At 70.2% G+C, this 17845-nt stretch carries 18 protein-coding genes; 7 read left to right on the plus strand and 11 right to left on the minus strand.

Annotated elements, in window-relative coordinates; genetic code table 11:
* Positions 1-73 precede the first annotated feature (73 nt).
* From BJP32_RS04460 to BJP32_RS04470, 3 genes are read left to right on the plus strand one after another with little or no spacing between them, the layout of a single operon-like run.
* Positions 74-823, plus strand: coding sequence for a dienelactone hydrolase family protein (locus tag BJP32_RS04460; protein ID WP_046652606.1), 750 nt, complete (start codon positions 74-76; stop codon positions 821-823).
* Positions 824-880: 57 nt separating this feature from the next.
* Complete coding sequence (locus BJP32_RS04465) at positions 881-1369, plus strand: Rrf2 family transcriptional regulator (protein ID WP_076223078.1); 489 nt, start codon at positions 881-883, stop codon at positions 1367-1369.
* Positions 1338-2228, plus strand: coding sequence for an NAD(P)/FAD-dependent oxidoreductase (locus BJP32_RS04470; protein WP_233126709.1), 891 nt, complete (start codon positions 1338-1340; stop codon positions 2226-2228). Before BJP32_RS04465 ends, BJP32_RS04470 begins: the two co-directional genes overlap by 32 nt.
* 4 nt (positions 2229-2232) lie before the next feature.
* Here the strand turns inward: BJP32_RS04470 and BJP32_RS04475 are convergent, their stop codons facing one another.
* The 3 genes from BJP32_RS04475 to trpS are packed head-to-tail and all read right to left on the minus strand — an operon-like array spanning position 2233 to position 4484.
* Positions 2233-2697 (minus strand): OsmC family protein, encoded by a 465-nt coding sequence (locus BJP32_RS04475; protein ID WP_076223081.1) that lies wholly within the window; start codon positions 2695-2697, stop codon positions 2233-2235.
* A 33-nt stretch (positions 2698-2730) separates the two neighbouring features.
* Complete coding sequence (locus BJP32_RS04480; RefSeq protein ID WP_076223083.1) at positions 2731-3441, minus strand: GNAT family N-acetyltransferase; 711 nt, start codon at positions 3439-3441, stop codon at positions 2731-2733.
* 5 nt (positions 3442-3446) lie between these two features.
* A complete protein-coding gene (gene trpS / locus BJP32_RS04485; RefSeq protein ID WP_003166470.1) occupies positions 3447-4484 on the minus strand; it encodes a tryptophan--tRNA ligase in 1038 nt (345 codons plus the stop codon).
* 250 nt (positions 4485-4734) lie between these two features.
* On the opposite strand from trpS, the gene BJP32_RS04490 reads away from it, so the two are divergent.
* Positions 4735-5238: a hypothetical protein gene (locus BJP32_RS04490; protein ID WP_076223085.1), complete on the plus strand. Its 504-nt coding sequence runs from the start codon at positions 4735-4737 to the stop codon at positions 5236-5238.
* Here BJP32_RS04490 and murJ read toward each other — a convergent pair.
* The 6 genes from murJ to BJP32_RS04520 form a co-directional block, all read right to left on the minus strand.
* Positions 5233-6930, minus strand: coding sequence for a murein biosynthesis integral membrane protein MurJ (murJ, locus tag BJP32_RS04495; protein WP_076223086.1), 1698 nt, complete (start codon positions 6928-6930; stop codon positions 5233-5235). The genes BJP32_RS04490 and murJ overlap by 6 nt on opposite strands.
* 30 nt (positions 6931-6960) lie before the next feature.
* A complete protein-coding gene (gene glnD, locus BJP32_RS04500; RefSeq protein WP_076223137.1) occupies positions 6961-9651 on the minus strand; it encodes a [protein-PII] uridylyltransferase in 2691 nt (896 codons plus the stop codon).
* A gap of 64 nt (positions 9652-9715) precedes the next feature.
* Positions 9716-12409 carry a DNA mismatch repair protein MutS gene (mutS, locus tag BJP32_RS04505; RefSeq protein WP_046652614.1) on the minus strand — a complete coding sequence of 898 codons (2694 nt, stop codon included), beginning with the start codon at positions 12407-12409 and terminating at the stop codon, positions 9716-9718.
* A gap of 95 nt (positions 12410-12504) precedes the next feature.
* A complete protein-coding gene (locus BJP32_RS04510) occupies positions 12505-13404 on the minus strand; it encodes an aldo/keto reductase (RefSeq protein ID WP_052747996.1) in 900 nt (299 codons plus the stop codon).
* A 69-nt stretch (positions 13405-13473) separates the two neighbouring features.
* Positions 13474-14106 (minus strand): maleylacetoacetate isomerase, encoded by a 633-nt coding sequence (maiA, locus tag BJP32_RS04515; RefSeq protein WP_046652615.1) that lies wholly within the window; start codon positions 14104-14106, stop codon positions 13474-13476.
* The gene (locus tag BJP32_RS04520) at positions 14103-14756 is read right to left on the minus strand and encodes a fumarylacetoacetate hydrolase family protein (protein WP_076223088.1); all 654 of its coding nucleotides are present in this window, start codon (positions 14754-14756) and stop codon (positions 14103-14105) included. Before BJP32_RS04520 ends, maiA begins: the two co-directional genes overlap by 4 nt.
* Before the next feature lie 158 nt (positions 14757-14914).
* Between BJP32_RS04520 and BJP32_RS04525 the strand changes: the two genes are divergently transcribed.
* The 3 genes from BJP32_RS04525 to BJP32_RS04535 all read left to right on the plus strand — a co-directional run bounded on the left by BJP32_RS04525 (position 14915) and on the right by BJP32_RS04535 (position 15938).
* Complete coding sequence (locus BJP32_RS04525) at positions 14915-15259, plus strand: DUF883 family protein (protein WP_003166480.1); 345 nt, start codon at positions 14915-14917, stop codon at positions 15257-15259.
* On the plus strand, positions 15259-15657 hold the full coding sequence (locus BJP32_RS04530; protein WP_046652617.1) for a hypothetical protein: 399 nt from the start codon (positions 15259-15261) through the stop codon (positions 15655-15657). Before BJP32_RS04525 ends, BJP32_RS04530 begins: the two co-directional genes overlap by 1 nt.
* A 101-nt stretch (positions 15658-15758) precedes the next feature.
* Positions 15759-15938 (plus strand): DUF1328 domain-containing protein, encoded by a 180-nt coding sequence (locus BJP32_RS04535; protein WP_003166483.1) that lies wholly within the window; start codon positions 15759-15761, stop codon positions 15936-15938.
* A 76-nt stretch (positions 15939-16014) separates the two neighbouring features.
* Here the strand turns inward: BJP32_RS04535 and BJP32_RS04540 are convergent, their stop codons facing one another.
* Positions 16015-16803 (minus strand): metallophosphoesterase, encoded by a 789-nt coding sequence (locus BJP32_RS04540; protein WP_040346390.1) that lies wholly within the window; start codon positions 16801-16803, stop codon positions 16015-16017.
* A complete protein-coding gene (locus BJP32_RS04545; RefSeq protein ID WP_052747997.1) occupies positions 16803-17768 on the minus strand; it encodes a diacylglycerol kinase family protein in 966 nt (321 codons plus the stop codon). The genes BJP32_RS04540 and BJP32_RS04545 overlap by 1 nt, the downstream gene beginning before the upstream one ends.
* Positions 17769-17845 lie beyond the last annotated feature (77 nt).

Here is a 17845-nt window from a genome sequence, read left to right on the forward strand (position 1 = left end):
GCAAACAGATATATCGATATATCGAAAGCGCAAGACCCCTTTCTTCGGCGACGGGACGGACTAAGCTGCGCCGATGGACACCGTCGTCGCCCGCTGGGCCCAACTAGAGCCCCATGTTCACGTCGTCGGACCGGATGACGACAGGCGCCGCCCGGCGGTTCTGCTGTTCCACGGCTGCGGCGGGCTGCGGGCCCACTTGCCGCGCTACGCCGAGGCGGCGAAGGCGGCGGGCTGGCGCGCCGTCATCGTCGATTCCTACGGACCGCGCGGCTGGGGGCGGCCCTTCACCCTGACCACCGTCTGCACCGGTCTGCTGTTCCGGGGCTATGAGCGGGCGGGCGACGTGCTGGCGGCCATCCACGGGATTTCGCAGCGGCCCGACGTGGACTCCGCACAACTGGCGCTGGGCGGCTGGAGCCACGGCGGCTGGGCCGTCATGGAGATGATGAGCGAGACGCCCGAGCCCGGTCGCATGGGGGTCGCCGACCCGGCCAGCGTCGACCTGTCCGGCGTCAAGGCCGTCTGGCTGGCCTATTCCTATATCGGCCCCTGGGCCTTCAACCGGATGAAGCCCTGGCGGCACTGCCCGCGCGTCCTGGCTTTGACGGCCAAACGCGACCACCTGACCACCGTGCGCAACGCCGAACGGGTCAACGCCATGATCCGCGATTGCGGCTCGGAGGTCGAAAGCTGGGTCGCCGACGGCACCCACGCCTTTGACGAACCGACCAACAACGGCCCCATGCGCCACCACCCCGAACTGACCGAAGAGGCGCTGCGCCGCTTCACCGCCTTCCTCAAGGACAGCGCGCCTCACGCCTGAAAATAATCACGCGGCCGCGCCTTGACGCACGCCCCGTCACGTAACAATTGAAGTTACATGAAACGAGACTCCCGCCTCTCCAACATTCTTCACGCCCTGCTGCACATGGCCGAGCACGAACAGCGCTGCGGCCGGCCGATGACCTCGGACATGCTGGCGGCCTGCCTGTCGACCAATCCGGTCGTGGTCCGCCGGACCATGGCGGGCCTGCGCGAACAGGGACTGGTCGTGTCCGAGAAAGGCCACGGCGGCGGCTGGCGGCTGGCGCGCCCGCTGGAGGCCGTCACCCTGGGCCAGGTCCACGCCGCCCTGGGCGAGCCCGGCCTGCTGCCGGAGGCGCCGCCGATCGAGGCCGAAGGCTGCCTGATCGAGGCGGCCGTCAACGACGCCCTGTCCGACACCTACGCCGCCGCGCGCGCCCTTCTGGCGGCGCGGCTGGACTCCATCACCCTGGCCGATCTGGCGGCGGACTTCTCGCGCCGGCTGGCCGCCCATCCCAAGCGAGACCTGCTCCATGCACACGCGCGAAAATCCGATGCCCCATGACGCCGTCGTCATCGGCGGCTCCTACGCGGGCCTGTCCGCCGCCCTGCAGTTGGTAAGGGCGCGCCGCCGCGTCCTGGTCATCGACGACGGCCGCCCCCGGAACCGCTTCGCCGCTCGCGCGCACGGCGTGCTGAGCAACGACGGCCGCCCGGGGTTTGAGATCGCCGCCGCCGCCCGCGCCCAGGTCGCGGCCTATCCCACCGCCGCCTTCCGCATGGCCGAGGCGGTGGACGCGACGCGCATCGACGACGGCTTCTCGGTCGCCTTCGCCGACGGCAGCCGCACCATGGGCCGCCGCCTGATCCTGGCCCACGGGGTCGAGGACGTCCTGCCGGACCTGCCCGGCGTGAAGGAGCGCTGGGGTCGAACCGCCCTGCACTGTCCGTGGTGCCACGGCTATGAGGTCGGCGGCGGGCCGATCGGCGTCCTGGGGCGCGGCGACCATGCGGTCCAATATGCCAGCGTCGTCGCCGAATGGGGCCAAGCCGTGCTGTTCATCGACCCGGCGCGCCTGAGCGAAGACGAGGCGCGCATGCTGGCCCGACGCCGCGTGACCATCGAACCGACGCCCGTCGAGCGGCTGGAAGGCGAGGCGCCGACCCTGACCGGCGCGCGGCTGGTCGACGGCGCCCATGTGCGGCAGTCCGGCGGCTTCGCCGAGCGCCTGGGCTGCGAGATGACCGACACCCCCATGGGCCGCATCGTCAAGGTCGACGCCCAGCAGCAGACCAGTCAGCCGGGCGTCTTCGCCGCCGGCGACCTGGCGCGGCCAGCGGGCAACATCACCCTGGCGACGACGGACGGCATGACCGCCGCCCACGCCGCCTTCCGCTCCCTGATCGAAGAGGAAACAGCCTAGGGTTTCAGCGCGGTTCGACCTTCACCTCGGCGCGGACCGAGTTGGCGATGTAGCAGACGTCATGGGCGCGGTGATGCAGGTCGGCGATGGCCGCCGCATCCGGCAGCTTGTCGCCTGACCAGGTCACGGCCGGGCGCAGAACGATCTCGGTGATCGACATCTTGCCGCGCTCATCCTTGCCCAGCGTCCCTTCCGCATCGTCGCGATAGGAATCGACCACGAAACCGTCCTTGCGGGCGTAGGCCAGGAAGAACAGCATGTGGCAGCTGGACAGGGCGGCGACCAGGGCCTCCTCCGGGTCCACCGCCGCCTCTTCCGACAGGGGCGGCGGGATCATGGGCGAGGGCGCCGACGAACCGCGCACCACCGCGCCGCCGTCGAAGCGCCAGTCATGGCCGCGTCCATATTTATTGTCGCTGAAGGGCTGATCGCCCCGGTTCCATTCGACGACGGCGACGTGCTGGCTCATGACAGGCTCCGAAACAAAGGGTCGAAGCTTTAGCTAGGCGCCCGGTTCGGCTTTCGCCAGATCACCCTGGGCCAGCATCCGCATCTGCATCTGCGCGCGGATGGTGAAGCCCAACGCATGATACAGGGCGATGGCCCCGGCGTTGTCGGCGTAGGAATGCAGGAAGGCCGTCTCGCCGCGCGCCAGGATGCGCGCGATCACCGCCCGCATCAGCGCCCCGGCGTAGCCCCGCCCGCGCGCATCAGGATGGGCGCAGACGCCCGAAACCTCGGTGAAGCCGTCGGGCTTCAGCCGCTCGCCCGCCATGGCCAGCAGCCGCCCGTCCTGCTTGACCCCGAAGAAGTCGCCCAGCCGGTGCGTCTTGTCGAAGAACGGCCCCGGCTCGGTCAGGGTCGCCAGGGCCAGCATGGCGGGCGCGTCGGCCTCAGTCAGGGGCTCGATGGCGATGTCGCGCGCCTTGGCCGGGGTCAGATCGACCAGCACCATCTGCGTCAGCACCGCCTCCTTCAGCACCGTCAGGCCAGGCGGAACGGGCGTGCGCTCCGCCTCGACCGTGGCCAGCAGGCCCTCGGGCTGCTCCAGCGCCGAAATGGCCGCCAGGCTATCCGGCGACTGATCGACGCTGGCGACGAAGACGCCGTAACCCGGCGCCAGCCGCAGCGCCCCGTCCGCGCCCACGGCCAGGGACGCCTGACGCGCCGACGTCAGGGCGTTCCAGACCGGACGGTCGAGCGGGTGCGCCATTCGGCTCAGCCCTGCCAGAAGCCGACGATCTTCTTGACCTCGGCGATGGTCGGCTCGGCGATTTCGCGCGCCTTTTCGGCGCCGGCGGCCAGGGCGCGGTCGATCTCGGCCGGGTCGTTCATCAGGCGGCGCATCTCGGCGGTGACGTTCGCCATCGAGGACACGGCCAGTTCGGCCAGCTTGGGCTTGAAGGCGCCGAAGCCCTGGCCCGCGAACTCGGCCAGCACGGCCTCGCGCGTCGTTCCGGCCAGGGCGGCGTAGATGGCGACCAGGTTCTTGGCCTCTGCCCGACCTTCCAGACCCTCGAGCGTTTCCGGCAGCGGCTCCATGTCGGTCTTGGCCTTGCGGATCTTGTTGGCGATGGCGTCGGCGTCGTCGGTCAGGTTGATGCGCGACAGGTCCGACGGATCGGACTTGGACATCTTGGCCGCGCCGTCGCGCAGGGACATGACCCGCGTCGCCGGACCCTGGATCAGCGGCTCGGGCAGGGGGAAGTAGCCCGGCGCGCCGAAGTCGTTGTTGAACTTCTGGGCGATGTCGCGGGTCAGCTCCAGGTGCTGCTTCTGGTCCTCGCCGACCGGCACCTCGGTCGCCTTGTAGAGCAGGATGTCCGCCGCCTGCAGCACCGGATAGGTGTAGAGGCCGACGCTGGAGCGTTCCTTGTGCTTGCCCGACTTTTCCTTGAACTGGGTCATCCGGTCCAGCCAGCCCAAGCGGCCGACGCAGTTGAAGATCCAGGCCAGTTCGGCGTGGGCGGGCACGGCCGACTGCGGGAAGATGACCGCCTTGGCCGGATCGAGGCCCGAGGCCAGATAGGCCGCCGCGATCTCGCGCGTCTGGGCGGCCAGCTTCTCGGGCTCCTGCCAGACGGTGATGGCGTGCATGTCGGCGACGAAGACGAACAGGGGCGCGCCCGTCTCCTGCAGTTCGGTGAAGCGCTTCAGCGCGCCCAGGTAGTTGCCCAGGTGCAGGGCGCCGGAGGCCTGGATGCCGGACAGGATGCGGCGCGGACCGGTGTATTGGGCCGGAGTCTGGTCAGTCATGATAGCGGATCTCGAAAATCGAAAGGCGAACGTCGGCGCACGTTTTCGCGTGCGAAAGAGGGACGTGCGGAAGCACGGTGCGGCGGATCAGCCGCGCCATCGTCCATGAGCGAAAATTCGTCCCGAAAGCGCCATGTCCTCGCGCTTATCGGTTCGAGGCGCGAAGGGCAACACTCCTGCGGCGGTTCGCGCGTCGCCGCGATCACGGAACGATGTTAGCCTCCTCTTCCATCGGCATGGAGGGAAGGACATGGACGAGTTCGAAGTCGCCCCGCCCGAGAGTTTCGACTCTCGTCAGGCGCTGACGCGGATGCTGGCGCTGCTGCGCCACCTGATCAACATGATCGCCGAGTTCAGGGAGACGCTGATCCTGACCAGCGGCGGCGACCCCGCCGATCCGGTTCTGGACGACGCCTTCCTAACCGCCCGCAGTTTGGCGCTGGAAGACGTCGACGCCCTGATCGCCTTGGTCGATGCGGCCGACTTCACCGCCCCGGCCATGGTCGAGCACCGCCTTCAAGGCGAGGCGCTGCGCTTCAAGATGCTGGCGATCCTGGCGGCCTATCGCCTGGTCGTCGCCGCCCAACCCAGCCGGAATCCGGGCATGAGCCGAGGCTGGTCCCTGTACCGCCGCGCCCTGCGCGGAACGCTGGCGGCCATCGACGGGCCGCTGGAATCCCTGACGGCGGCCCTCGGCGCCAAACAAGGGCTGGTGGAGTTCAAAAAGGCGCTGGAGGTTCTGCTGGACCTATGACCTGGCCGAGCGCCGGACCAGGCCCTTGACCTCGGCCACCGTCACGGCGCGCGTCAGGAAGGCCAGGACGACATAGGCCAGACCGCCCGCCGCCACGACCAGCAGCAGGGTGATCTCCTTGGCGCCGTGGGTCGAACCCAGCATGGCCAGCAGGTCCGCGACCGGCGCCTGCAGCATCGGCCGCGCCCAGGAGGCGACGCCGACCACCGCCGCCAGACCTGCGCTGGCCAGGGCGATGCGCCCCAGACGCCAGACCGCGCGCGGACTGGGTCGGTAATGACCGCGCCGCCACAGGGTCGCCGCCAGCAGGATGACGTTGGTCCAGGCCGAGGCGCTGACCGCCGCGGCGATCCCCGACACCCCCATGCCCAGATAGAACAGGCCGATCGCCAGCGCCGCGTTCACCGCCACCGACACCAGGGCGAACACCATGGGCCTGCGCGTATCGCCGCGCGCGAAGAAGGCCGGCGCCAGGATGCGGATCAGGACGAAGGCGGGCACGCCCCAGCCGAAATGCAGCAGGGCGTGAGCCGTGTTGACGGCGTCGATCTGAAGGAAGGCGCCGCGCGTGAACAGGGCGTCGATCAGGAAATAGGGCATGGCCATCAGGGCCGCCGCCGCCGGCAGGGTCAGGGCCATGGACAGGATCAGCGCCTCGTCCATCGAGGCCTGCTGCTGGCCGTGATCCTGCGACGCCACCGCCGCCGACAGCTTGGGCAGCAGGGCGATGCCGATGGCCACTCCGACCAGCCCCAACGGCAGCTGATACAGTCGGTCCGCCGTCGCCAGCCAGGTGCGGCCGCCGTCGACGAAGCTGGACAGGTTGCCGGAGATGAAGACGTTGATCTGGGTCGCGCTGTTGCCGATGGCGGCGGGAACGGCGGTGATGATGATGGCCTTCACCGCCGGGGTCATCTTCGGCAGGCTGAGACGGATGTTCGCCCCCGCCTTGCGCGCCGCCCACCAGCACAGGCCCGCCTGGGCCACGCCCGCGACCAGCACGGCCCATGAGGCGGCGTAGGCGGCCTCGATCTGGTCGCCCTTCACCGGAATGACGGCGGCCAGCATGATCAGGTTCAGCAGGATCGGATAGGCGCCCGAGACAATGAAGCGCCCCCGCGCGTTCAGCACCCCGCTGAGCAGGGAGGCGATCGCCATACAGGGCAGGTAGGGCATGGTGATCTGGGTCAGGATCACCGCCAGCTTGAACCGCGCCGGATCGTCCAGAAAGCCGATGTTGATGACGGTCATCAGCCACGGCATGGCCAGCTGGGCGACGAGGGTCAGGGCCACGGTGACGGCGGCCACGGCGGCCAGGGCGTCGGTCGCCACCTTATCGGCCGCCGCCTCGCCTTCGCTCTTCAGCGTCTTAGCGTAGGCGGGCACGAAGGCGGCGGCGAAGGCGCCCTCGGCGAAGATGCGCCGGAACAGATTGGGGAAGTTCAGCGCGGTGTAATAGGCGTCCGCCGCCGGTCCCGCCGAGGCGCCTAGCGCCGCCGTGATGACCAGATCGCGTGCGAACCCGGCCAGACGGCTGAGCAGGGTCATGGCGCTGAAGATGGCCGAGGACCGCGCCACGCCGCCCGTCTTGGCTGTTGCAGCAGACGCAGGCGGTTGGACGACTGGTTCGACCGTGGCGTTTGCCGCAGAAATCGGCGCGGCCGGTTCGATGGGATCGGTCTTGTCGTTCACGGCTGTTCCTGCGCTCGGTCCCGAAACGCCTTAGCGCGCCTGCGGGCCGCTGGATACGGGCGAACGGCCCAGCGCGCCTTCCAGATCCGACACATCGCGCACGCTGGCGCGCACGGGAACGATGCGCCGTCCCGCCGGGCCTTGGAGCGTGCGGTCCAGCACCTCCAGCAGGTCGACCTTCAGCGCCTCCAGCCTCGCCTTGCTCTTCGGCTTCCGGCCGTCCGCGTCGGTGATGTAGAAGCCGTCCACCGCCCGCTCGCCGAAGCTGGCGACATGGGCCGAGCGGGTCGAATAGCCATGCGCCGAGATCGTCCGCGCCAGGTCCGCCAGCAGGCCGGGACGGTCGGCGCCCGAGACCTCGATCACCACGGCGCTGGTCCCTGTATCGGCGTCGATCCGCACCACCGGCCGCACATCGAAGACGGCGCGGCGGGCGCTGACGCGCGGCGGCTCCATAGTCGAGGTCCGCGCGCCTTTCAGCACCGCCCGCTCCATCGCCTTGACCAGAATGGCCAGACGTCGCGGCTCGCGCCCGCCATAGGGTTCGCCCGCCCCGTCCTGAATCTCGAACACGTCCAACGCCATGCCGTCGTCGGCCGTGGCCAGCCGCGCGCCCACCACGTCGGCCCCCGCCATCGACAGCGTCGCCGCCAGATCGGCGAACAGGCCGGGCCGGTCGCGCGCCGCCACAGCCACGCGGGCGGTGGATTCCAGCGGCCCTTCGGCGGGCAGGGCCTCGACCGCCGCCCCCTCGCGCCGCGCTCGTTCGACCAGGGCGGGGTGATCGGCCAGAGGGTCTTCGCGCGTCACGGCGTCGCCCCGGAACAGGGCCTCGGTCGCCTCGAACAGGGCGCGCATAAGCTGCCCCTTCCAACCGTTCCACACCCCCGGCCCGACGGCGCGGATGTCTGCCACGGTCAGCACCATCAGCATCCGCAACCGCTCCGGGTCGCCCACCGCCTCGGCGAAGGCGCGCACGGTCGAGGGGTCGGACACGTCGCGCTTCTGGGCGTAGTCGCTCATCAAGAGGTGATGGCGCACCAGCCAGACGACCAGCTCGATCCGGCGCGGATCGACGCCCAGCCGCTCGCACGCCCGGCGCGCGGCGATGGCGCCGTCCTCCAGCTGGCCCCGGTCGCCGCCCTTGCCCACGTCATGCAGCAGCATGGCCAGCATCAGCGCCTCGATATCGGCGATGCGCGGCACGATGGCGGTCGAGGCCGGGTGGTCCCCCTCCAGCTTGCCGCGCGCGATGTCGTTGATGATCCCGACCGCCTGCAGGGTGTGCTCGTCCACCGTATAGGCGTGGTACATGTTGAACTGGGTCTGGCCGACGATCCGCCCCCACTCGGGCAGGAAGCGCCCCAGGAAACCCGTCTCATTCATGATCGACAGGACGCGATAGGGCCGCTGGCCGTGCGCCAGCACCGTCAGGAAAGCCTCGGCCGCGCGCGGATCGCGGCGCAGGGCGGGCGTCACCAGCGTCAGCGAACGGATCACGGCGGCGAAGGCGTCGGGGTGCAGGTCCAGATCCAGCCGGTCCGCCTCGACGAACAGCAGCAGCAGACGCGCCGGGTCGCGAGCGAAGACGTTCGGCCCGGTGACGGTCAGCCGCCCCTCCTCCACCGCCAGACCGTCGAAGGCCAGCTTGACCCGGCGGCGCCGGATCAGCCGCGACAGGCCGCGCGCCAGCCCTTCCGCCTTCTTCTGCTGGCGCGCCTCCAGCTGGGCCGAGACGGCGCGGGTCAGGGCGCCGACCTCGCGTGCGACCTGGAAATAGCGGCGCATGAAGCGCTCGACCGCCAGTTCGTCGCCGCGCCCGCGCCAGCCCATGCGCCGGGCGATCTCGGGCTGGAAATCGAAGGTCAGCTTCTCCTCGGCTCGCCCGGCGACCAGATGCAGCAGGATGCGCACCCGCCACAGGAAGCCGATGGCCTCGCGGAAACTGCGCAGCTCGCGCGCGGTCAACAGACCCTCCAGCGCCGCCTGCCCTCGCTCGCTGTCCGGCGCCAGGGAGCGGGCGATCCAGAACAGGGTGTTCAGGTCGCGAAGCCCGCCCTTGCCGTCCTTGACGTTCGGCTCGACGCGATAGCGGACGGCGCCGGTCTTTTGCAGGCGCACGTCGCGCTCGGCCATCTTGGCGGCGATGAAGGGGCGCGGATCGGCGCGGGCCACCGAGGTGCGGAACCGCTTCAGCAGGCTTTCGCCCAGGGCCGCATCCCCGGCCAGCACCCGCGCTTCCAGAAGCGTGGTTCGCACCGTCATGTCGTCGCGCGCCAGCGTCAGCGTTTCGCCGATGGAGCGGAAGGCCGAACCGACCTTCAACCCCAGATCCCACAGGACGTAGTGGACGAACTCGACCACCGCCTGGGCGCGCGGGCTGATCGCCTGCCCCGGCCGAAGGAACAGCAGATCAAGGTCCGAGAAGGGCGCCAGCACCCCGCGCCCGTAGCCGCCGACCGCCAGCAAGGTCAGCCGCTCGTCCGGAGCCGGATGGACCTGTTCGGTCGCGAACCGCCACAGGGTCGCCAGCAGGGCGTCGGCGGCCCCGGCGTAGAGACGGGCGGCCTCAGCCCCGTCGGTGGCGCTCTCGGCCCGGCGGGCGGCGCGGGCGCGGTCGGCGTCGAAGTTCTCGCGCAAGAGCGCGGTGACGGCCGCGCGCGGGTCCGGGGCCGAGGCGGCGTCGAGAACGGCGGGCGGGAGCGGAGGCTGTGCGGTCACGGTGACAACCATAGCACGCCCTTTTTTCCCGCTCATCCCAGCGGACACCGGGATGAGCGGGGGGTTAGTTTTTCGCCAAGCCCTTCAACCGATAAAGCGCCTCCAGCGCCTCGCGCGGGGTCAGCTCGTCCGGGTCGATGGCGGCGACGGCTTCGTCGAGCATGGACTTCATCGGCGGCGGGGGCGGCTCGGCGGCGGCGAACAGGGGCAGATCGTCCAGACGGGCGGTCGCCGTCTTCTCATTTTCCAGCCGCTCCAGCACCTCGCGGGCGCGGCCGACGACGGCGGTCGGCACCCCGGCCAGACGCGCCACCTGCACGCCGTAGGAGCGATCCGCCGCACCCGGCGCCGCCTCGTGCAGGAAGACCAGTTCGCCGTTCCACTCGCGCGCCTTCATCGACAGGTTGCAGACGTGGTCGAGGCGTTCCTCCAGCTGGGCCAGCTCATGATAGTGGGTGGCGAACAAGGTGCGGGCGCGGTTGGTCTCGTGCAGGGCCTCGGCCGTGGCCCAGGCGATGGCCAGGCCGTCATAGGTGGCGGTGCCGCGCCCGATCTCGTCCAGCACGACGAAGCTGCGGCCGGTCGCCTGGGTCAGAATGGCGGCGGTTTCGACCATCTCCATCATGAAGGTGGAGCGGCCGCGCGCCAGATCGTCGCCCGCGCCGACGCGGCTGAACAGACGGTCGACCACGCCCAGCTTCATCGACCGCGCCGGAACGAAGGCCCCGGCCTGCGCCAACACCACCAGAAGCGCGTTCTGGCGCAGGAAGGTCGACTTGCCGGCCATGTTCGGGCCGGTGACGATGGACAGGCGCGAGGCCCCGACGCCGTCGCCCGCCAGCTGGCAGTTGTTGGGCGTGTAGGGCAGCCCCTGCGCCTTCACCGCCGCCTCGACCACCGGATGGCGGCCCGCCTCCACGGCGAAACAGAGGCTGTCGTCCACGCTGGGGCGCACGGCTCCGACCTCTTCGGCCCATTCGGACAGGGCGGCGTGGGCGTCCAGTTCGGCCAGAGCCTCGGCCACGCCCTGCAGCTGCCCGGCCAGACGCGCCACCTCGCGGCGCCAGCCCTCGAAGGTCTCCGCCTCGATGGCCAGGGCGCGGTGCCCGGCCTGGCTGATCTTGGCGTCCAGCTCCGACAGTTCGACGGTGGTGAACCGCACCTGATTGGCCAGGGTCTGGCGGTGAATGAAGGGGCTGTCCGGTCCCGCGCGCAGCAGGGGTTCAGCGGCCTTGGCGCTCGTTTCAAGGAAGTAGCCGAGGACGGCGTTGTGGCGCACCTTGAAGGCGACGCCGCTGTCGGCGACGGCCTTGGCCTCCAGTTCGGCGATGACCTTGCGGCTGTCGTCGCGCAGGGTGCGGGCGGCGTCCAGTTCGGGCCGATGGCCGGGGTTCACATAGCCGCCGTCGCGCGCCAGGTGCGGCGGCTCGTCCATCAGACCGTCGGTCAGTTCGGCCAGCAGATGCGACAGGTCGCCCTCAAGCGCCAGCCGGTCCAGACAGGCCGTCACCCGCGCAGGCGGCCCGGCCAGCGGATCATTGGCCGCAGCGGCGAACAGGGCGCTGAGGCCCTGAGCCGTCTTCAACCCCGAGCGGATCGCCGCCAAGTCGCGCGGCCCGCCGCGCCCCAGCGCCAGCCGCGAGGTCGCCCGCGCCACATCGGCCGAGGCGCGCAAAGCGTCGCGCAGGTCGCGTCGCAGGTCGCGCCGCTCCAGCAGCCACTCGACGGCATCCAGTCCCGCGTTGATCGCCGCCGGATCACGCAGGGGGCGCGAGATGCGCTCGGCCAGCGCCCGCGCCCCGCCCGAGGTCACGGTGCGGTCGATGGCGTGCAGCAGGGAGCCGTCGCGCTCGCCCCGTTGTGTGCGGTCGATCTCGAGGCTGAGGCGGGTCGCCGGGTCGATGGCGAGGAAGCCGCTCTCGCCCGAACGGCGCGGCGGGGTCAGGGCGGGAATCTTGCCCGCCTGCGTCGTCTCCAGATAGGCGGCGATCAGGCCAAGCGCCGAAATCTCGGCCTCTTCAAAGGCGCCGAAACCGTCCAGCGCCGAGACGCCGTAAAGCCGCTGCACCCGATCCTTGGCCCCGACCGGCTCGGCCAGGGCCTGGGGCATGGCCTGAACCACGCCGCCCGAGCCGTCCAGCGCCCCCTTCATCGTCTCGTCCGAGAACAGACGGTCGGGGACCAGCACCTCCGACGGCCGGAACGCCGCCAGCGCCGCGCCCAGATCGTTGAGGTCGCAGGCGACCGAATCCACCACGCCCGCCGACAGTTCGACCACCGCCACCGCCGCCCTTCCTTTACGGATCGCCACGGCCGCCAGCCGGTTGGCGCCGCGCGCGTCCAGCAGCGTGTCCTCGGTCAGGGTGCCAGGCGTCACCACCCGCACGATGTCGCGGTGGACCACGGCCTTGGAGCCGCGCTTCTTGGCCTCGGCCGGGTCTTCCAGCTGTTCACAGACGGCGACCTTGAAGCCCTGACGGATCAGTCGCGCCAGATAGCCGTCCATGGCGTGGACCGGCACCCCGGCCATGGGGATGTCCTCGCCCTGATGCTTGCCGCGTTTGGTCAGGGCGATGCCGAGCGCGGCGGCCGCCTTCTGCGCGTCCTCGAAGAACAGCTCGTAGAAGTCGCCCATGCGGAAGAACAGCATGGCTTCAGGCTGACCGGCCTTGACCGACAGATACTGCGCCATAACCGGCGTGGTGCCGGCGTCGGGCTTGAGGTCGGTTTTGGGCGGGTGGGAAAGGGGCGCGTTCATCTGGCCCGCAGGGTGGCGGATCGGGGCGGCGGCCTCAAGCGCGGGCGGCGCCGCTCATGCACAGGCGAAAGGCGACCTGTGGACAGCTCTGTGGATCAGGCCGCGCTGACGAGGCGCAGACGCGGACGCGAGGCCAGGGCGGCGGGCGTCTCGTCCAGCGCCAGGGCGTCCCAGTCGATGTCGGGGCGCGGGGCGTGGGAGGCGGCGATGATGGCGCGCAGTTCGGCCGAGGAGGCCACGCTGGCGATGACCGAGGCCACGCCCGGCAGGGTCAGGGCGTAGGCCAGGGCCGCCTGCATCGGATCGACCCGCGCCTCGGCCAGACGGCGGCGCGTGCGCGACAGGGCCATGCCGTGGGCGGCCAGTTCGGGCGGCAGGCTGTCGCGGTTGGCGAACAGCAGGCCCTGGGCGAAGACCGAAGCCAGATGCACCTCGATCCCCTGGCTCGCCATGTCGGCGATGACCCCGGTGCGCGCCGCGCGCTGGTCCAGGATGTTGCAGGTCAGTTGCACCACGTCCGGCTGGAAGCGGCGGGCCAGCAAGCCGGGGCCGTCCTCGACCGTGGCGATGAAGCCGACCTTGCGGAAGACGCCGCGCGCCTTCAGCGCCTGCAGCCGGTCCCACAGGGCGCGCCCCTCGGCGCCCGCCAGATCGGCGGCGTTCTGCACCAGGACGGCGTCGCCGCGCGGCAGGCCCATGCGCTCCAGCGAGCGGCGGGCGCGAGCCTCGACCCGGTCGAGGCCGTCGGCCAGCGGCACGGTGCGCACGGTGACGCGGAAAGGCGAAGGGAAGGGCCAGGCCTGACCCAGCATCCGTTCGACGTCGCCTTCAGGCCGGGTGGCGACCAGGCCGATTCCGGCGTCGCCTGCGGTCTGAAGCAGGTGGCGCGTCGCCTCCTCCCGCTGGCCGGGCGGCAGCGGGCGGGACCGATCAGGCTCAACCACCAGGGCGATGGCGAGCTTGTCGGCCGGAGAGGGCGGAACGGCGAATCTCACACCGCCACTTTCGCCGTCAAAGCTTAAGGGAGATTGACCGAAATCAAGGTCGTTGGTGAATGAAGAGGCTTAATCCGCGTCCCGCTGGTTTTCCGGCAGGGCGGCGATGAAGGCCGGGTGCGCCTCGGCCCTCGCCTCGATCTCCAGCAGGCGCGGGAAGGCCGCCAGATCGACGTTGAACCGCCGCGCCGAATAGAGCTGGGGCATCAGGTAGCAGTCGGCCAGCGTCGGCGTCCCGCCGAAACACCACCCCTCGCCATAGCGGACGATCAAGGCCTCCAGCGCCGTAAAGCCGTCGATGATCCATTGACCGGCCCAGGCGTCGACCCCGGTCTGATCGGCGCCCAGACCGCGCACCGCCTTCAGCACCCGCAGATTGTTGAGCGGATGGATGTCGCAGCCGATCACCGCCGCCATGGCCCGCACCTGGGCGCGGCCCGCCGCGTCGCGCGGCAGCAGGGGCGGCTCAGGATGGGTCTCCTCCAGCCATTCCAGAATGGCCGGGCTCTGGGTCAGCACCAGGCCGTCGTCGGTCTCCAACGCCGGAACCAGCCCCTGCGGATTGAGCCTGAGGTAGGCTTCGGACTTCTGCGCGCCCGTGCGCAGATCCAGCGCCGCCTGCCGATACTCGACCCCTTTGAGATTGAGGGCGATGCGGGTGCGATAGCTGGTGCCCGAGCGCCAGTAGCCGTGCAGGATCATGATTGCACCGTGAAGTTGAGCGGGGGCAGACCCGCGATGACGGCCTCGACCCGATCGCCGGGGCTCAGGGGACCAACGCCTTCGGGCGTGCCGGTGAAGATCAGGTCGCCGGGCTGAAGCGCCCACAGCTCGGCCGCCTTGGACAGGACGCCGTCCACGTCCCAGATCATGTCGGACAGGCGGCTGGACTGACGGACGGCGCCGTTGACCTTCAGCTCAATGAGCGCGTCGGGCGCGGGCGGCGTCCGGCTCAACGCGCCGCAGGGCGCCGACTGGTCGAAGGCCTTGCCCGCCTCCCACGGCCGCCCCTTGGCCTTGGCCTCGGCCTGAAGATCGCGCCGCGTCAGATCGACGCCGACGGCCCAGCCGACCGGCCGCGCGTCTTCGCCCAGGGCCACGACCAGTTCGACCTCATAATGCAGGTTCTGCGTCGCCGACGGATAGGCCGGATCGGCCCCGTCCACGACCAAAGCGTCGCTCGGCTTGGCGAAGAAGAAGGGCGCAGGCTTGTCCGGGTCGGCCCCCATTTCGCGAGCGTGGGCGGCGTAGTTCTGGCCCACGCACAGGATGCGCCGCACGGGCAGGCGGCGCGCATCGCCTTCGATCGGCAGGGACGGCGTCGGGGCGGTCGGGAACAGCCATTGGGTCATGACGCCTGTTCTAGAAGCGCCGCGCGCGTCGCGCCAGATGGGCGCCTCTGCGACCTTCGCCCATGCTGCATTGCAGGAACCTTGATCGTCGGTGTGGCGTTCCGGGCAGGGCTTCTCTATTTAATCGTCAAGCTTACACAAGGAGCGGAGCGCGCATCATGGCCACGTCCAAGGCTCGTGAAGACATCAAGAACGACCTCAAGACCCTGAAGGAGGACCTCAAGGCCGGCGCCCGCGAGGAAACCCAGCGTCTGAAGGAAAAGGCCTCCGAGGCCGAGGCGCGCCTGCGCGAGCAGGGCGAGGAGCTGCGCGAGAAGGCGCGCGGCTACTACGACGACGCCAAGGTGCGCGGCCGCGAATATTACGACGAGGCCGCCGAGAAGTTCGACGAGGCCCAGCGCTACGTCGTCGAACGCGTGCAGGAGCGTCCCATCCAGTCGACCGCCATCGCGCTCGGCGTCGGCGTCGTCCTGGGCCTGCTGCTGGCCGGGCGTCGGCGCTGATGATCGGGCGGGGGCTCATCAACCGCGCGGTGGCGACCTTCGTCGCCGCCGGCGCGGCCTTCGTGGCCATGGTCGCCCTGGGCGCCACGGTCTACTACCTGCTGCTGCTGGCCGTGCCGCCGCTCATCGGCGCCGCCCTGACCGCCCTGCTGTTCGCCCTGATCGCGGCCGTCGTCGCCCTGGTGTTCGTGCGGCGGGCGCATGGTGATGACGAGGACGAGGAATACGACGAGCCCGAAGGCCTGGGCATGCGGGCCCTGCGGCTGTTCCAGCAGCGCCCGATCCTGGGCGCCGCGGCGGCTCTGGCCGGCGGCTTCATCTTCCTGCGCAACCCCGCGCTGGCCACCATGGTGGCGGCCGCCTTTACCGAGAAAAGCAGAGTCCGAAACCGGCGTTAAAGGAACGGCCAAGTCTCCGAGGCGTTGTTTCAAGCAAGCGACGCTATCGACGGGAGAGGTCGAAAGCCCGCTCCCGTCAACATCTTTCGGAGGGTTCGCCTATGCTTCGTTGGGCTATTATTTTCTTCATCATCGCCTTGGTCGCAGCTGTGCTCGGCTTCGGCGGCATCTCGGGCATGTCGTTCGAGATCGCCAAATTCATCGCCATCATCGCCGTTATCCTGTTCGTCGTCTCCCTGCTGGTGGGCGGCCTGAGGGGACGCGGCGGGCCGCGCATCTAGCCGAACGGCCAGACATTGAAATCAGGGCCGCGACCATGCCGTCGCGGCCCTTTTCCATGGTTGAAATTCAAAGCCGTCAGGCGCGACGGCGCGGCAGACGCCAGGTCTGGTGATCGGCGAAGCGACGCCCGTCCCAGGCCACGGCCGAGACCGTCACCGTCTCGGCGTCCCATTCGATCCGGTTGAAGCTGGGCGGCGCCCCTCGCTCGCGATGCGACAGCGTCCCGCATCCGACCGCATAGGAGCATTGATCCCCCACTCCGATCGGCAGGGCGAAGGGCACATGGACATGGCCGGTGACGATCAGGTCGACGCCCGCCTCGGCGAAGATGCGGGCCGCCCGCTCGCCGCGCTTGACCTCGCCGGTCATGGGCGCGCCGATCATCTCGACCAGCGGGTGGTGGCAGGCCAGAACGCGCAAGGCTCCGACCGGCGCCTGACGCAGGGCCTCGGCCGCCCGACGCGTCTGGTCCAGATCGATGACCCCCTTGGACCAGTTGGGCCGGGCCTGCCAGCCGCGCGCCGTCGTCACGCCGCGCACCATCAACCGATCCGAGCGGAACTCATGGTCATGCGCCGGATGGCCGGTCGCGCGTTCGAACGCCCGCCACGGCCAGAACAGCCGCGCCATCACGTCCCAATAGGGCACGTCGTGATTGCCCACGGTGACGAAGACCGGCTCGGGCAGGGCGCGTATCCATTCACCCGCCGCCGCGAACTCGCGCGGATAGCCTCTCTGGGTGATGTCGCCGGTGATCAGGATCAGATCGGCGCCGGCCGCGCGGGCGTAGTCGGACGCCGCCGCCACCGCGTGTTCGTGCTCGCACCCGAAATGAACGTCTGAAAACTGGAGGACCAGACCCACTAGACGCTGTCCCCGCCCGTCGGAGGCTTGGGCGCAAGAGCCGTAAAGGCGCGCGGGACGAACTTCACCGCCGTCGCGCGGCCCAGCAACATGGGTTCGCCGTCGATCACCGCCGGAATGCGGGAGCGGGCCTCCACTTCGATCTTGCGCGCGCCGCGGGTCGTGACGGTCGGATCCTGACGCCAGTCGTCGAACAAGGCGTGGGCGGCCAGACGGAAGGCCTGGGCCGCGTCAGCGGTGTTCATGGCCGCCGCCTCCAGCCCGTCGCACTTGTCCATCGCCTTGGAGATCAGCGGGCTGATCAGCACCAGGGCCTCGGCCTTCTCGCGCACGCCGCCGTCCAGTGCGTAGCGCACCCGACCCGAGAAGGCCTTCTTCAGCGCCCGGCGGCCATAGGTCCAGGCCATCTTCAGCTTGCCCTCGCGGATGGCTTCGCGCGCCGGGGCCCACAGGGCGGGCGAGCCCAGGATGGCGGCGCAGTAGAAGGCCTCGCCCTCGACCTCCCCGCCTGAGACGTACTGCGGCGCGCCCTCTTCCAGCGCCAGCCGGAGGGCCGCCTTCCAGTCGCCCGTGCCGTACAGGGCCTTGGGCAGCATATTCATGGTGCCGCCGGGCAAGGGGGCGATCAGAGGACCGTCCGACCCGGCGCGGGCAGCGACCGACCGCGCCGTGCCGTCGCCCGCCAGGATGAACAGGGCGTCCGGCCGCGCCGCCAGGGCCTCGCCGATCTGGTCTGGGATGCGCGCGCCCTCCAGCACCACCACCTCGGCCTGCAGGGGATAGACCGCCAACAGGGCGGCGGCCTCATCGGCCGCCTGCGGTCCGACGCCGCCCGACAGGGGATTGACCAGGATGATGATCCGCTCCAGCCGGACCTCGCCTGTCAGGGGACGCGGCTCCTCGACCGTGTCGTGCCCCGAAGGGGCGGCGGCCAGGGCGCTCAGAAAATTCGGGGCGTCGATCATGGGCGGCGAACGCCTGCGCGCGCGGCCAGTTCCCCACCTGCGACAGCGGGTGAAAAATTAAAGTGAAGCTTGCGTCG

This window comes from Brevundimonas sp. ZS04 (genome assembly GCF_001956865.1).
Lineage (GTDB): Bacteria > Pseudomonadota > Alphaproteobacteria > Caulobacterales > Caulobacteraceae > Brevundimonas > Brevundimonas diminuta.

Coding starts and splice junctions, on each gene's coding strand:
- BJP32_RS04460 (WP_046652606.1), top strand. CDS start 74: ATGGACACCGTCGTCGCCCGCTGGGCCCAACTAGAGCCCCATGTTCAC.
- BJP32_RS04465 (WP_076223078.1), top strand. CDS start 881: ATGAAACGAGACTCCCGCCTCTCCAACATTCTTCACGCCCTGCTGCAC.
- BJP32_RS04470 (WP_233126709.1), top strand. CDS start 1,338: ATGCACACGCGCGAAAATCCGATGCCCCATGACGCCGTCGTCATCGGC.
- BJP32_RS04475 (WP_076223081.1), bottom strand. CDS start 2,697: ATGAGCCAGCACGTCGCCGTCGTCGAATGGAACCGGGGCGATCAGCCC.
- BJP32_RS04480 (WP_076223083.1), bottom strand. CDS start 3,441: ATGGCGCACCCGCTCGACCGTCCGGTCTGGAACGCCCTGACGTCGGCG.
- trpS (WP_003166470.1), bottom strand. CDS start 4,484: ATGACTGACCAGACTCCGGCCCAATACACCGGTCCGCGCCGCATCCTG.
- BJP32_RS04490 (WP_076223085.1), top strand. CDS start 4,735: ATGGACGAGTTCGAAGTCGCCCCGCCCGAGAGTTTCGACTCTCGTCAG.
- mutS (WP_046652614.1), bottom strand. CDS start 12,409: ATGAACGCGCCCCTTTCCCACCCGCCCAAAACCGACCTCAAGCCCGAC.
- maiA (WP_046652615.1), bottom strand. CDS start 14,106: ATGATCCTGCACGGCTACTGGCGCTCGGGCACCAGCTATCGCACCCGC.
- BJP32_RS04520 (WP_076223088.1), bottom strand. CDS start 14,756: ATGACCCAATGGCTGTTCCCGACCGCCCCGACGCCGTCCCTGCCGATC.
- BJP32_RS04525 (WP_003166480.1), top strand. CDS start 14,915: ATGGCCACGTCCAAGGCTCGTGAAGACATCAAGAACGACCTCAAGACC.
- BJP32_RS04530 (WP_046652617.1), top strand. CDS start 15,259: ATGATCGGGCGGGGGCTCATCAACCGCGCGGTGGCGACCTTCGTCGCC.
- BJP32_RS04535 (WP_003166483.1), top strand. CDS start 15,759: ATGCTTCGTTGGGCTATTATTTTCTTCATCATCGCCTTGGTCGCAGCT.
- BJP32_RS04545 (WP_052747997.1), bottom strand. CDS start 17,768: ATGATCGACGCCCCGAATTTTCTGAGCGCCCTGGCCGCCGCCCCTTCG.